The following is a 13,914-nucleotide window of genomic DNA, read 5'->3' as shown; positions in this document are numbered from 1 at the left end:
GCTCGAACCGCGCCCCGCTGAACCGGGCGTCGTTGATGAAGGTCGTCCCGCGGAACCGGGCGGCGCCGGTGAAAGACGCCCCTCGAACCAGGCGTCGTTGGTGAAGGACGTCCTGTCGAACCGGGCGAAGCCGGTGAAAGACGCCCCGCCGAACCGGGCGGTGTGGGTGAAAGACGCCCCGCGGAACACGGCGGAGCCGGTGAAGGTCGTCCTGTCGAACCAGGCGGCGCCGGTGAAAGACGCCCCCTCGAACCAGGCGGTGTGGGTGAAAGACGCCCCGCGGAACACGGCGAAGCCGGTGAAAGACGCCCCGCCGAACCGGGCGGTGTGGGTGAAAGACGCCCCGCGGAACACGGCGGAGCCGGTGAAGGTCGTCCTGTCGAACCGGGCGGCGCCGGTGAAAGACGCCCCCTCGAACCGGGCGTCGTTGGTGAAGGTCACCCCATCGAATACGGCGATGTGGGTGAAAGTCGCTCTGTCGAACACGGCGGAGCCGGTGAAGGTCGCCCCACCGAACACGGCGGTGCCAGTGAAAGTCGCCCCGCCGAACCGGGCGGCGCCAAGGTGCGGTCGGCCAGTGGCGGGGTCGCGCAGGGCATCGAGTAACCGGCGCAGCAGTCTGGTGGTGAAGGTGGTGTCGCGGTGGTCGACGTCAGCGCCGGGGGCAAGGGTTGCCAGGTAGGCGGCACGGTCGGTCTCATCCAGGTGGGCCAAGCATGCGGTGTAGCCAGTGACGTGGATGCCGCAGCAGCCGACCGGATCGTCTGCGGTGGCACCGTGGCCGCAGTACGGCCGGTCTGGCGGGGGCGTGGATGGATCGGGGCTCGCAGACGTCATACCGCCAACGACGATCCAGTGTGCTGGACGGTTGCCGTAGCCGCGCTGCCATCTGAGCAGATGCCTGGGTGGTGAGGTGCGCAGGCCCCGCTCCGGTCGTCGACCCGGCCATAGGGAAGCCGCGTATGGACCGACTCGGGGAGATCTGACAATCGAACGCCGTCACGACGTCGTTGGTCCGGCCTGTGCAGGCGATGGGCGATTGTGAAGCCGGGGGCAGTAGCCCGGCTAAGTCTTTCGACAACCCCGGACACAAGCCGCGCCTCTGAGGGCTTCCCATTCCCAACGCGTGCGAACGGCCAGAGCACAGTGGTTTCTGCAGTAGCGGACCTGCCTCGTGGAAAGTGGCGCGACCTAGGTCGGCTCACCGCTACTGACCAGTTGCCGTGCGGACTAGACGCAGGGACCCAACTCGGGATCGCCGATACCTGTGGACGCAGGCACCACGAAGTTGGTTTCCATAGGATGGCCTGATGTCCGTCACGCCGTCTGGTCGTACTCCCGCAGCGCGGTAACCAAATCCTGGACTTCCCTGGCGCCGCGGCGCAGCAGCACGGCCGCAGTGGTGTGCAGTTCGTTCCATGCATGGGACGGCCAGCGGCAGCGGCGTCCGGGACGGTGGCCAGCGCCACCGACAGCGCCGCCGGGCTCTCCCCCGCTCCGGCCAGGGCGTGGGCCAGGCAAATCCGGTACCAGGTCCTGTCGCGGCGGTAGTCGTCCGGCAGCGCGTCCAGCCCGGCCGTGAGCCGGTCGATGGCCGTCTGCCACTGGTGCAGGTGGAGCTCGGCCATGCCGCGTTGCAGGGGGAACCAGGTCGCGTCGTAGAAGTACATCCACGGCGACTCGTCCTCGGGGCGCTCGGCCGCGCGGCCGATGAGGTCCTGCGCCTCGTCCAGCAGCCGGCGGGCGTTGTCGGCGTCCGCGTTCAGGGCGTGGCCGCGGGCGGCCATCTGGGCGGCCATGCCCCGGCCCCCGAGGGAGGCGTCCGGGGGTGGACCAGCGTGCCGCCTCGGCCAGCCGCACGCATCGCGTTCCCTGCCCTGCGGACCACGCCATGTGAGCCTTCATGCTGAGCGTGGTGGCGGCCATGTCGGCGTCCCCGGCCTCCAGCGCCCAGTCGTGGGAGCGGTCGTACCAGGCCAGTGCGGCGGCCGTCCGGCCCTGGTCCTGGGCCATCCAGGCGAGGAACTGGGCGTGCTCGGACGCGAGCCGCACCACGCGGTCGGTCAGGTCGCCCCGGGCGCCGGAGTGCAGCGCCACCACCTTCCGCCTGTTGCCGGAGCAGAGCGGGACGGCAGGCGAGATCGAATCGGGCGGATCAACCCGCTGACAGCCTGCGAGCCCCGGAGGCCGCCAGGCGTGCCGCCCGGCGGCCTCTCGGGCGTTCAGAGCAACCCGATCGCCGTGCAGACGGCCAGGCACAAGAGCATGGAGGCGGTGAAAGTGCCGCCCCCACGGAGGAATGCCGGAGCCTTGGGCGTGCCGGGGGCGTGGCTCAGGAGGCCAGCGACGATGGCCACGATGATCGAGGACAAGGCGCAGATTATGACCAGCAGCACCTTGACGCCGAAGGAGGTGTTCAACGGTCCGAGTACCTTTCCGGTGATCGGACCTTGGTGTACAGACCTCAGCCCGACCACCACGACAACTGCGTGTTGGTCTTGCTGAGGCCCTCCCGACGAAAGGTCTCTAACGGGTGCCTTGGCCAGGGCCGCTAGTTGCCGCTGAACTCCCGTCTGGTCTGGAACGCTGCGCATTGCTGCCGGGGCCGCCCCGAGCGCCTGGGAGGTCGGGGCCAGGCTCGCTCACGTCTGTTTATACGAAACGCTTCAACTATAGCGACTGACAAGCCAGTTGGCGGTCGCGAGACGCGAGGCCGCCGGAGGTGTCTCCGGGACCCTCTCGCGCCCGGCCCGGTACTGAGTGCCCGGGGCCGCCCCTCGTGGCCTCCCGTACCCCACGGGAGGCCACAACGACACCACGTGGGCTACGCGGCGGCGGACGGCTCGTTGTCGTCCTCGCGGTCGAGGTCCGGCTCGCCCTCCTGGCGGGGGAGAGGCGGCGGGGCGTCGCCCTGCTTGAACCGCCTCCAGGCGTCGCGGATCTTCTTGATCGACGCGATCACGTCCGGAACCTGGTCGAGCAGGCCCTTCACGACGAAGATCAGCACTGAGGCCACGCCAGCGACGGCGAGAATGGTGATGGTGGCGTCGTCCACCGATCCTTACCTTCCCTGTCATGGGCCGGATCGGGGTGCGCAGGCAGCCTCGATCCGAACCCTACGGTTCGGACCGAGACACCCGCGCTGACGCGACGCGCAAATGTTCTCGGGGTGGGCTGGTGTTCCCAGCCCGGTCTTGCTGGTCTTGCAAAGCTATGGCGGTGGTTTGAACCCACTAGGCCGCCGACTTGCGTCGTGGGGTGCCTTGGCGGACACATCCCCGTCAGCGGTCCTGGTGGTCCTGACTTCCTTGCATCTTTCACAAGTGCGCTCAGGTACGCGCGGACCGCTACTCGGTCCGTTGCCGCTGATAGTACCGCAAGATCGGATGTGTGGGGACACAACAGCACCCTGTCACCTGTGAGTTGGGCAGCGGGGCGTGGTCAGGTGGTCGGCCGGGGAGCCGCTCGTAGCAAGGAAGAGGCGTTTCTGCTGGCCGTGCCCGACTTCGACTGATCGCCGGAGCGTTGTCGTATGGTCGCTCTACGCTGCTCCGCGTGGGAGGAATCGACTGGGGGGACGCCCCGACGCGGCTGGGAGCCGTCTTTGCCGCGCTGGCCGCAGCGGCAGCGGCATGGACGTTGAAGTCTCAGCGGGAGCAGATCGACGAGCAGCGGGATTTCATCCGCCAGCAGTCTCTGAACCTCGAACTGGAACGTGCCGAACTGCGGGCTGCGGCCGAGGACCGGAAGGCAGCCCAGGCTCGGCAGATCGAACCGCCGACGGCTCATTTCATGGGACCGAGGCCCAGGAGGAGGACAGGGAGGTCCAGAGAGACGACAGAGGAGTTGCCGGAGAAGGGATACCTGGCGACAAACGTCAGGAACACCATCAATGCCCCAATTCGTGCCGTGCAGGTCTACTTCGGTGACCTGGCGGCCGAGCCAAGAGCGAGGGTGTCCGATACGCGCACCGGAGCCACGGAGGGTGAGGAGGAGACGCCCGTCCGATTGATCGGGGTGGACAAGGCGTACCGGTACACCTCCTCACTCATGACCGAGCGGGAGGCCCGCATAAAGCCAGTCTCCATACGCTTCACGGACGACGACGGTGTTCGGTGGGTTCTGCACGGCACGGGCAAGCTCGAAGAGGTCGGGGAGGACCAGCCGGGGGAGTAGGCCCCCACCCGGGAGGCCGGGCAGGGGCACGGCGGTGTTCAGACCTGCTCGTCGAAGCAGATGTCCACGAGATCGGCCAGCAGCTGAAGGCCGGGGTCGTGGGTGTCGTCGAACAGCTCGTCCAGCGCGATGGCCATCCGAGCGAGGTTCGCCGGGTCGAGATGTTCGATCTCGTCGGCGACGGTGATCATCTCTTCCGGGGTCATTGGTGGTCACTTTTCGGGTGCGGGGTGATATCCGGCGTGGGCTCTGTAGGTTGCCCCTTCCCTTTGGGCGAGCGCCGCTTCGCCGATCTGCGCCCCCTGGTCGGGCCGTGACCGCTCGCGGGGCCGCCCGGGCGGCGGCGCACGCCGCGGCCGGGCACCGGCTGGGGGCGTCCGAACCGCGCCAGGAGGGCCCCGCCGACCTCCGGCTGGTCCCGCCCGCGCTGGCGGCCTGGGGAGCGGCGGCCCTGGCCCTGGGCGTTCCGGGCCGTGCGGTGGTCACGGGTGCGGCGGCCTGCTGCCTGGGAGCGGTGGTGTGCCTGCTCCTGGCACGGGGCCGGGCCGGGGGGTGGACGGCCGCCGCCATGGCGCTGGTGTGCGCCGCGGCGGGAGGCGGAGTGGCCGCGGCACACGCCGCCGACGTGCACCGGGGTCCGCTGCCCGAGCTGGCCCGGCGGTACGCCCACGTCACCGCCGAGGTGACCGTCAACACCGACCCGCGTGTGGTGCGGCCCCGCGTCCACGGGTCCGAGCAGTTGCCCGGGGCGGTGATGCTGCGGGCCGAGGCCGTTCGCGTCACCGCAGCGGACGGCACGGTGACCGCCACCCGGTCACCGGTGCTCCTCCTGGTGCGGCGGAACGGCACGGACGGAGGGCCGTCCGCATGGCTCGACCTGCTGCCCAGCACCCGGCTGCGGGTCCGGGCCCGTCTCGTGCCGCCGCAGGAGGACGCGGCGGGCGGCCGGGACGTCGCCGCCGTCCTGCGGGTGCGGGAGACGGGCCCGCCCGCGGTGACCGGTGCGCCGACCACGGCCCAGCGCACCGCCGGGAAGCTGCGCGCCGGACTGAGGGAGGCCAGTGCCGACCTGCCGCCCGACGCCCGCGCGCTGCTGCCCGGACTGGTGGTCGGGGACACCTCGCGCATCCCGCCCGACCTCGACGAGGCCTTCCGCTCGGCGGACATGCTCCACCTGCTGGCGGTGAGCGGAGCCAACCTGGCGATCCTGCTGGTGCTGCTCATCGGGCCGCCGGGAGCGGCCTCCCGCGCCGAACGCGGCGGGCTGGCACCCCGGCTGGGGATGTCGCTGCGCGCCACCGCCGTCACCGGCGCGCTGCTCACCCTGGTCTTCGTGGTGGTCTGCCGCCCGGAGCCCAGTGTGCTGAGGGCGGCCGCCTGCGGGCTGATCACCATCGTGGCGATCGGCACCGGACGACGACGCTCCCTGCTGCCCGCGCTGGCCGCCGCCGTCCTGCTGCTCGTCCTGTACGACCCCTGGCTCGCCCGAGACTTCGGCTTCCTCCTCTCGGTCCTGGCCACGGGTTCGCTGCTGACCGTCGCACCGCGCTGGAGCGCGGCCCTGCGGAGCCGGGGGGTGCCCGGGCGGCTCGCGGAGGCCCTGGCCGCGGCCGCCGCGGCGCAGGCGGTGTGCGCGCCCGTGGTCGCGGTCCTGGCCGCCCATGTCAGCCTGGTGGCGATCCCGTGCAACCTGCTGGCCGAGTTCCTGGTGGCGCCCGCCACCGTGCTCGGCTTCGCCGCCCTGGCGGCGGCGCCGCTCGCACCGCCTCTGGCCGAGGCGCTGGCCTGGCTGGCGGGCTGGCCCACCGGAGCCATCGCCGCCATCGCCCGGGCGGGCGCCGCCCTGCCCGGGGCCGAGATCGACTGGCCCGGCACCTGGGCCGGCGCCCTGCTGCTGGCCGCGCTCACCGTACTGGTGGTGTCGGCCGCCCGAGGGCTGCTGCGGCGCCCCTGGCTCTGCGCCGCCTGCGCGGTGCTGCTCGTGCTGGCGGTCCTGCGGCCCGCTCCGCTGATCCGCCCCCTCACCGGCTGGCCGCCGCCCGGCTGGCGGCTCGCCGTCTGCGATGTCGGACAGGGGGACGCGCTGGCGCTGGCGGCCGGGGAGGGCGCCGCCGTCGTGGTCGACACCGGCCCCGATCCCGGGGCCGTGGACCGGTGCCTGCGCACCCTCGGGATCACCGCCGTGCCGCTGCTGGTGCTCACCCACTTCCACGCCGACCATGTCGCCGGACTGTCCGGGGTCCTGCGCGGGCGGGCGGTCGGCGCGATCCAGACCACCGCCCTGGGCGAGCCGTCCGGGCAGGCGGCGGCCGTACGGCGCACGGCGGCCCGGACGGGGGTCCCGGTGGTCCGGGCGGAGCCGGGGGAGCGGCGCCGGATCGGCGACCTGTCCTGGGAAGTGCTCTGGCCCCAGGCGCCTCCGCCGCCCGGACCGCCGTCGCCGTCGGGGGAGGACGCCAACGACGCCAGCGTCACCCTCCTCGTCCGCGCGGCCGGCCTGACGGTCTTCCTCCCCGGCGACCTGGAGCCCCCGGCGCAGCGGGAGCTGCTGACGGCGCGTCCCGACCTGCCCCCGGTGGACGTCCTCAAAGTGGCCCACCACGGCTCGGCCTACCAGGACCCCGAACTGATGGAACGGCTGCGTCCGCGCGTCGCCCTCGTCTCCTGCGGAGAGGACAACCCCTATGGCCATCCCTCCCCGAGGGTCCTCTCCGGGCTGCGCGACTCGGGCTCCGCCGTCCTGCGCACCGACACCCACGGCTCCCTGGCCGTCACGGCCGACGGCAGGGTGGTCGCGGCGGGGTGAGAGGGCCGGTGCGGCGCCGCGGGCCGCACGGCGGGCCCGCCGGAAACCGGAGGACGGGGCCGCGGCCGGTCACTAAGGTCGTCGCGTGATCCTTCGCCATGTGACCATCGACTGCGTCGAACCGTACGAACTGGCCCGATTTTGGAGCGAATTGACCGGATGGCCGATCTCCGACGAGGACGAACCGGGTGACGACGAGGTGCTTGTCGAGGCTCCCCGACCCGTGCCCGCCCTGCTGTTCATCCGGGTGCCGGAGGGCAAGACGGTGAAGAACCGGGTCCACTTCGACTGGATGCCGACCGACCGGACGCGCGACGAGGAGGTGGAGCGCGCCACCGTCCTCGGCGCGAGGGTGCACGAGGACCACCGGGTCCCCGACGGACGCGGCTGGGTCACGCTGCTCGACCCGGAGGGCAACGAGTTCTGCGTCGAGCGGAGCGAGGCCGAGCGGGCCGGTCGGACGCCAGGGACGGCACCGGGCGTCACCGGCGCCTGAACGGCCCCGCTCCGGTTGTGGGCGCGGCCGGTCGCGGGCCACGACGGCGACCGTCACGACGGCGCCGAGGACGGCCCCGGTGGACGGCCGCCGCGGCGGCGTCGCGTCCGCGCCGCTCCCCGCCGCGCGGGGTCGGTTCGTCGATCGCCTCGCGACGCCGGCCGGGCGGTGTCCTTCGGCACACCGGGACGTCGGCGTGGGGTCGTCCCGCGCCGCACCGATGCCTACTCGCTCTCCAGCCAGCCGTCGTACTTGGCGGCGAGGGCGTCCAGGTCGGCCGGGTCGTACGCGCCCGCCGGGTCGTCGAGGACGACCAGCCACTGGGCGTCCTCCGCGTCGTCCTCGCCTGCCAGCGCCTCGCGGATCGGGCGTGGTTCCTCCGGCAGGCCGAGACGCCCGGCGACCTCCTCGGCCACCTCCTCGGCGGCGTCACGGTCGGGCAGCACCAGGATGTGTCGAACGTGGCTCACCGGACCATTCTGCGGCAGGGGCCGGAACGGTCACGGGGACGGGTGGCTGTCGGCGGCTCGTGGGATGCTGGTCGGCGATGGCCACCAGAACCAGGAAGTCCCCGACCGACGATCCCCTCGCTCCCGTCACGCTCGCCGTGGGCCAGGAGGATCTGCTGCTCGACCGCGCCGTGCGCGAGGTGGTCGCCGCCGCCAAGGCGGCCGACGCGGACACCGACGTGCGCGAACTCGCCTCCGCCGACCTGCGGCCCGGCACGCTCGCCGAACTGACCAGCCCGTCCCTGTTCGCCGAGCGGAAGGTCGTGGTCGTACGGGACGCGCAGGACCTGGCGGCGGACACCGTCAAGGACGTCAAGGAGTACCTGAAGGCACCGGCCGAGGAGATCACCCTGGTGCTGGTGCACGCGGGCGGCGCCAAGGGCAAGGGTCTGCTGGACGCCGCGCGCAAGGCGGGCGCCCGCGAGGTGGCCTGCCCGAAGATGACCAAGCCCGCCGACCGGCAGGCGTTCGTGAGGGCCGAGTTCCGGACCGCGGGACGTTCCGCCACCCCCGAGGCGTGCCAGGCGCTGGTCGACGCGCTCGGCAGCGACCTGCGCGAACTGGCCAGTGCCTGCTCCCAGCTCATGGCCGATGTCGAGGGCACCATCGACGAGGCCGTCGTCGCCCGCTACTACAGCGGCCGTGCGGAGGCGTCCAGCTTCACCATCGCCGACCGTGCCGTGGAGGGCCGGCTGCCCGAGGCGCTGGAGGCGTTGCGCTGGTCCCTGGCCACGGGCGTCGCCCCGGTGATGGTCACCAGCGCCCTGGCCCAGGGGGTGCGGGGCATCGGCAGGCTGCTGTCGGCCCCGCGGGGCATGCGTCCGGGGGACCTGGCCCGTGAGCTGGGCATGCCGCCGTGGAAGATCGACCGGGTCCGCCAGCAGATGCGCGGCTGGTCGGCGGACGGAGTGGCCGTGGCGCTGCGGGCGGTGGCGGAGGCCGACGCGGCGGTGAAGGGCGGCGGGGACGACCCGGAGTACGCCCTGGAGAAGGCCGTCATGGCCATCGCCCGGGCGGCGCGTTCACGCTGAGCGGCCCGCGGACGGCGCACCGCCCGTGGCGGGGGCCCGGGCCGAGGACGTGCCCCGGAGGCCGGGCGGACAGCCCAAAGGCCCCGTACGCGCTCTGGGGAGGAGCGCCCACGGGGCCGCTGGCTCTTGATCGGCCGGGGTGGCGGTGTGCTTCCGTGCCACCACCGGTGCGTCACACCCGCGTGGCGAACGCAGGCCGCGTGTGACGCGGTGGTGCCGTCGCGGAGCGGTGAGAGGGTCCGCTGCGGCCCGCTCCGGCACCGGGTGGGCCGCCGGGGGCGGCCCGAGGGGGATCAGCCCTGGAGAGCGGAGACCTTGCGAGCGATCGCCGACTTCTTGTTGGCGGCCTGGTTCTTGTGGATGACGCCCTTGCTGACGGCCTTGTCGAGCTTCTTGGCGGCCAGACGCGCGGCCTCGGCGGCCTTCGCGGCGTCGCCGGCCTCGATCGCCTCACGGGTGCGGCGGATCGCGGTCTTCAGCTCGGACTTGACCGCCTTGTTGCGCAGGCGGGCCTTCTCGTTGGTCTTGATCCGCTTGATCTGGGACTTGATGTTCGCCACGAAAGAGCCTTCTCGGGTGTGATGAGGTGTGTTTCCGTGTCCGCCGGGCTCCTCCGGCCCCGCGTTTCCTTCACGACGGGGCCCTGTGAGGGGGCAAGACACACAGTCGGTCAGGGTACCAGCAGGCCCGATGCCCTCCCAAACCGGACCGGGGGCGCCGCTCATGGGACCATGGGGGGAGACGTATCGAACCCGAGCCATGACCCGACAGGACCCTGCGTTGCCCGCGACCCCTTCGAACGTGCCGGAGCCGAGCCGTACCGACCCGGCGCTGATCCGCAATTTCTGCATCATCGCGCACATCGACCACGGCAAGTCGACTCTCGCCGACCGGATGCTTCAGCTCACCGGTGTCGTCGAGCAGCGCCAGATGCGCGCCCAGTACCTCGACCGCATGGACATCGAGCGTGAGCGCGGCATCACGATCAAGTCCCAGGCGGTCCGCCTCCCCTGGGCGCCCACCGAGGGCGAGGACAAGGGGACGACCCACATCCTCAACATGATCGACACCCCGGGGCACGTCGACTTCACCTACGAGGTCTCCCGCTCCCTCGCCGCCTGCGAGGGGTGCATCCTCCTGGTCGACGCCGCCCAGGGCATCGAGGCCCAGACCCTCGCCAACCTCTACCTGGCGATGGAGCACGACCTCACGATCATCCCGGTCCTCAACAAGATCGACCTGCCGGCGGCCCAGCCGGAGAAGTTCGCCGCCGAGCTGGCCCACCTCATCGGCTGCGACCCGTCGGACGTCCTGAAGGTCTCCGCCAAGACCGGCGAGGGCGTCGAGGCGCTGCTGGACGAGGTCGTCCGGCAGGTCCCGGCCCCGGTCGGCGACGCGGACGCCCCCGCCCGCGCGATGATCTTCGACTCGGTCTACGACGCCTACCGCGGCGTGGTGACGTACGTGAAGGTCGTCGACGGCAAGCTCTCCAAGCGCGAGCGCATCAAGATGATGTCCACCGGCGCCGCCCACGAGCTGCTGGAGATCGGCACCAACAGCCCGGAGATGCTGCCGGCCGACGGACTGTCCGTCGGCGAGGTCGGTTACCTGATCACCGGGGTGAAGGACGTCCGCCAGTCCAAGGTCGGCGACACCATCACCCAGTTCACCCGGGGTGCCACCGAGCCGCTGGGCGGCTACAAGGATCCCAAGCCGATGGTGTACTCCGGGCTCTATCCGCTGGACGGCTCGGACTACCCCGAGCTGCGCGACGCCCTGGACAAGCTCCAGCTCAACGACGCCGCGCTGGTCTACGAGCCGGAGACCTCCGCCGCGCTGGGCTTCGGCTTCCGCGTCGGCTTCCTGGGGCTGCTGCACCTGGAGGTGATCCGCGAGCGCCTGGAGCGCGAGTTCGGGCTCGACCTGATCGCCACCGCGCCCAACGTGATCTACCGGGTGGACATGGAGGACGGCAGCGAGCACGTCGTCACCAACCCCAGCGAGTACCCCACGGGCAAGGTCGCCCAGGTGCACGAGCCGGTGGTCCGCGCCACCATCCTCACGCCCAACGACTTCGTCGGCGCGGTGATGGAGCTGTGCCAGTCCCGGCGCGGCAACCTCCAGGGCATGGACTACCTCTCCGAGGACCGCGTCGAGCTGCGCTACACCCTGCCGCTCGCCGAGATCGTCTTCGACTTCTTCGACGCGCTGAAGTCCAAGACCCGCGGCTACGCGTCGCTCGACTACGAGCCGACCGGTGAGCAGAGCGCCGACCTGGTGAAGGTCGACATCCTGCTGCACGGCGACAAGGTGGACGCCTTCTCCGCCATCGTCCACAAGGACAAGGCCTACGCCTACGGCGTCAAGATGGCCTCCAAGCTGCGCGAGCTCATCCCGCGGCAGCAGTTCGAGGTGCCCATCCAGGCGGCCATCGGCTCGCGCGTCATCGCCCGCGAGACGGTCCGGGCCATCCGCAAGGACGTGCTCGCCAAGTGCTACGGCGGTGACATCTCCCGGAAGCGGAAGCTGCTGGAGAAGCAGAAGGAGGGCAAGAAGCGCATGAAGATGGTGGGCCGCGTGGAGGTCCCGCAGGAGGCCTTCATCGCCGCGCTCTCCTCCGACTCCGACAGCGGAGGCGCTGCGGAGAAGGGCAAGAAGTAGGAACGGCGCTCATGGGGGGGGCGTCCGCCGGACGGCGGGCGCCCCCCCCATGCCGTTCCCGCCCCGGGGCGGCGGATCCGGCAGACCGCTCGGTATGTCGGGTAGGTATCGCGGAGGTCACGGCTTCGGGAGGCCGGGTGCGACCTCTTTCACACCGCAGCCTTCCGCCCTAGTCTGATCACCCACTCGGTTGTTACTCGTGGGTTACGCAGTACACACAGGAAAACACGCACAGAACAGATTCCGAGCACCTCTTCACCACTGCCCACCGCTCCCGGTACACCGAGTCTTGGAGCCACCCCCTGCACCGTCGCGGGCCCCGGAGGATGTCGTGAGCGACCCACAGACCCTGATCGAGAACCGTCCGCCCTCGGTGGCGAACCTCTTCCTGGAGCGCGTCGAGGCCACACCGGACGGGGAGGCGTACCGCTATCCCGTGTCTCCCGCCTCGGGCCAGGGCCCCGACGACTGGCGCTCCTACACCTGGGGGGAGGCCGCGCGGAAGGTCTTCGCGACCGCCGCCGGCCTGATGGACCTGGGCGTGAGGCCGGAGGAGCGGGTCGCCATCGCCTCCAACACCCGGGTCGAGTGGATCCTGTGCGACCTCGGTGTGCTGTGCGCCGGGGCGGCCACCACCACCGTCTACCCCAGCACCAACGCGGGGGAGACCGCCTACATCCTCTCCGACTCCGAGAGCAGGGTGCTGATCGCGGAGGACGCCCAGCAGCTCGCCAAGGCGCGCGAGCGCCGCGCCGAGCTGCCCGACCTCGCCCATGTGGTCGTCATCGAGCCCGGCGACGCGGTGCCCGCCGAGGGCGACCCGGAGGGCTGGGTGCTCTCGCTGGACGAGCTGCGGCGGCGTGGCGAGGCGTACCTGGAGCAGCACCCCGAGGCCGTCAAGGAGACGGTCTCCTCCCTCCGCCCCGACCAGCTCGCCACGCTGATCTACACCTCCGGCACCACCGGCCGCCCCAAGGGCGTGCGGCTGCCGCACGACGCCTGGTCCTACATGGGCAAGGCCATCGCCGCGACCGGGCTGGTCCGGCCCGACGACGTGCAGTACCTGTGGCTGCCGCTGGCGCACGTCTTCGGCAAGGTCCTCACCGCGGGCCAGATCGAGGCCGGCCACGTCACCGCCGTGGACGGCCGGGTCGACAAGATCATCGAGAACCTCCCGGTGGTGAAGCCCACCTACATGGCCGCCGTGCCCCGGATCTTCGAGAAGGTCTACAACGGGGTCGCCGCCAAGGCGCGGGCGGGCGGCGCCGCGAAGTACCGGATCTTCCGGTGGGCGGCCGGGGTGGCCCGCGAGTACGCCAAGACCACCCAGGACAACTTCCGCCGCACCGGGACGGCGTCCGCGCCCGCCGGGCTGAAGCTCAAGCACGCCGTCGCCGACAGGCTCGTCTACGCCAAGATCCGCGAGGCCTTCGGCGGCAGACTGCGCGCCTGCGTCTCCGGCTCGGCGGCCCTCGCCCCGGAGATCGGCTTCTTCTTCGCCGGCGCCGGCGTCCACGTCCTGGAGGGCTACGGCCTCACCGAGTCCAGCGCCGCCAGCTTCGTCAACCCCGGCGAGGCCTACCGCACCGGCACCGTCGGCAAGCCCCTGCCGGGCACCGAGGTGCGCATCGCCGAGGACGGCGAGATCCTGCTGCGCGGCCCCGGCATCATGCAGGGCTACCACAAGCTGCCCGAGAAGACCGCCGAGGTCCTGGAGTCCGACGGCTGGTTCCACACCGGCGACATCGGCGAGCTGTCCGACGACGGCTACCTGCGGATCACCGACCGCAAGAAGGACCTGATCAAGACCTCCGGCGGCAAGTACATCGCCCCGGCCGAGGTCGAGGGCCAGTTCAAGGCCATCTGCCCGTACGTCTCCAACATCCTGGTGCACGGCGCCGACCGCAACTACTGCACCGCGCTCATCGCGCTCGACGAGCCCGCCATCACGGGCTGGGCGCGGGAGCACGGCCTCGGCGGCAGGGGCTACGCGGAGATCGTCTCCTCCGACGAGGTGCGCGAGCTGATCGACGGCTACGTCCAGCGGCTCAACGCCGGCCTCCAGCGCTGGCAGACGATCAAGAAGTTCCGGATCCTGCCGCGCGACCTGGACGTCGAGCACGGCGACCTCACCCCGAGCCTGAAGCTCAAGCGGCCCGTGGTGGAGAAGGAGTTCGGCCACCTCATCGAGGAGATGTACGAGGGCGCCCGCGAGCACTGAGGACCGGGCGCGGA

The 13,914-nt window shown here is 71.5% G+C and carries 11 protein-coding genes and 3 pseudogenes; 6 read left to right on the top strand and 8 right to left on the bottom strand.

Features of this window, described 5'->3' with window-relative positions:
• Nucleotides 1-37: 37 nt before the first annotated feature.
• The 5 genes and pseudogenes from ABD358_RS05380 to ABD358_RS05360 all read right to left on the bottom strand — a co-directional run.
• A pseudogene (locus ABD358_RS05380) lies at nt 38-91 on the bottom strand (hypothetical protein); the annotation flags it as partial.
• 47 nt (nt 92-138) lie between these two features.
• Nucleotides 139-837 (bottom strand): annotated as a pseudogene (locus ABD358_RS05375) (pentapeptide repeat-containing protein); the annotation flags it as partial.
• A 480-nt stretch (nt 838-1,317) separates the two neighbouring features.
• Nucleotides 1,318-2,100, bottom strand: a pseudogene (locus tag ABD358_RS05370) (NsdA family TPR-like regulatory protein); the annotation flags it as partial.
• Between the two features lie 122 nt (nt 2,101-2,222).
• Nucleotides 2,223-2,420, bottom strand: a complete 198-nt coding sequence (locus ABD358_RS05365; protein WP_344629674.1) for a hypothetical protein — start codon at nt 2,418-2,420, stop codon at nt 2,223-2,225.
• 404 nt (nt 2,421-2,824) lie between these two features.
• Nucleotides 2,825-3,055 (bottom strand): hypothetical protein, encoded by a 231-nt coding sequence (locus ABD358_RS05360; RefSeq protein WP_344629673.1) that lies wholly within the window; start codon nt 3,053-3,055, stop codon nt 2,825-2,827.
• Nucleotides 3,056-3,555: 500 nt separating this feature from the next.
• Between ABD358_RS05360 and ABD358_RS05355 the strand changes: the two genes are divergently transcribed.
• A complete protein-coding gene (locus ABD358_RS05355) occupies nt 3,556-4,176 on the top strand; it encodes a hypothetical protein (protein ID WP_344629672.1) in 621 nt (206 codons plus the stop codon).
• A gap of 38 nt (nt 4,177-4,214) precedes the next feature.
• Here ABD358_RS05355 and ABD358_RS05350 read toward each other — a convergent pair whose 3' ends face one another.
• The gene (locus tag ABD358_RS05350; protein WP_344629671.1) at nt 4,215-4,382 is read right to left on the bottom strand and encodes a hypothetical protein; all 168 of its coding nucleotides are present in this window, start codon (nt 4,380-4,382) and stop codon (nt 4,215-4,217) included.
• 107 nt (nt 4,383-4,489) lie between these two features.
• On the opposite strand from ABD358_RS05350, the gene ABD358_RS05345 reads away from it, so the two are divergent.
• Together ABD358_RS05345 and ABD358_RS05340 are read left to right on the top strand one after the other, a co-directional pair.
• The gene (locus ABD358_RS05345; RefSeq protein WP_344629670.1) at nt 4,490-6,982 is read left to right on the top strand and encodes a ComEC/Rec2 family competence protein; all 2,493 of its coding nucleotides are present in this window, start codon (nt 4,490-4,492) and stop codon (nt 6,980-6,982) included.
• An 85-nt stretch (nt 6,983-7,067) separates the two neighbouring features.
• Nucleotides 7,068-7,478, top strand: a complete 411-nt coding sequence (locus tag ABD358_RS05340) for a VOC family protein (RefSeq protein WP_344629669.1) — start codon at nt 7,068-7,070, stop codon at nt 7,476-7,478.
• 224 nt (nt 7,479-7,702) lie between these two features.
• Here ABD358_RS05340 and ABD358_RS05335 read toward each other — a convergent pair whose 3' ends face one another.
• Nucleotides 7,703-7,948, bottom strand: coding sequence for a hypothetical protein (locus ABD358_RS05335; protein ID WP_344629668.1), 246 nt, complete (start codon nt 7,946-7,948; stop codon nt 7,703-7,705).
• Between the two features lie 77 nt (nt 7,949-8,025).
• Between ABD358_RS05335 and holA the strand changes: the two genes are divergently transcribed.
• Nucleotides 8,026-9,018, top strand: coding sequence for a DNA polymerase III subunit delta (holA, locus tag ABD358_RS05330; protein WP_344629667.1), 993 nt, complete (start codon nt 8,026-8,028; stop codon nt 9,016-9,018).
• Between the two features lie 293 nt (nt 9,019-9,311).
• Here the strand turns inward: holA and rpsT are convergent, their stop codons facing one another.
• Nucleotides 9,312-9,578 carry a 30S ribosomal protein S20 gene (gene rpsT / locus ABD358_RS05325; RefSeq protein WP_344629666.1) on the bottom strand — a complete coding sequence of 89 codons (267 nt, stop codon included), beginning with the start codon at nt 9,576-9,578 and terminating at the stop codon, nt 9,312-9,314.
• Nucleotides 9,579-9,798: 220 nt separating this feature from the next.
• Between rpsT and lepA the strand changes: the two genes are divergently transcribed.
• Together lepA and ABD358_RS05315 are read left to right on the top strand one after the other, a co-directional pair.
• The gene (gene lepA, locus ABD358_RS05320) at nt 9,799-11,679 is read left to right on the top strand and encodes a translation elongation factor 4 (protein WP_344629665.1); all 1,881 of its coding nucleotides are present in this window, start codon (nt 9,799-9,801) and stop codon (nt 11,677-11,679) included.
• Between the two features lie 331 nt (nt 11,680-12,010).
• Nucleotides 12,011-13,900, top strand: a complete 1,890-nt coding sequence (locus tag ABD358_RS05315) for an AMP-dependent synthetase/ligase (RefSeq protein WP_344629664.1) — start codon at nt 12,011-12,013, stop codon at nt 13,898-13,900.
• The last annotated feature ends 14 nt before the right edge of the window (nt 13,901-13,914 follow it).

It is taken from the genome of Streptomyces glaucosporus (assembly GCF_039533345.1).
GTDB classification, from domain to species: domain Bacteria; phylum Actinomycetota; class Actinomycetes; order Streptomycetales; family Streptomycetaceae; genus Streptomyces; species Streptomyces glaucosporus.
This window is presented reverse-complemented; position numbering and strand designations above follow the sequence as displayed.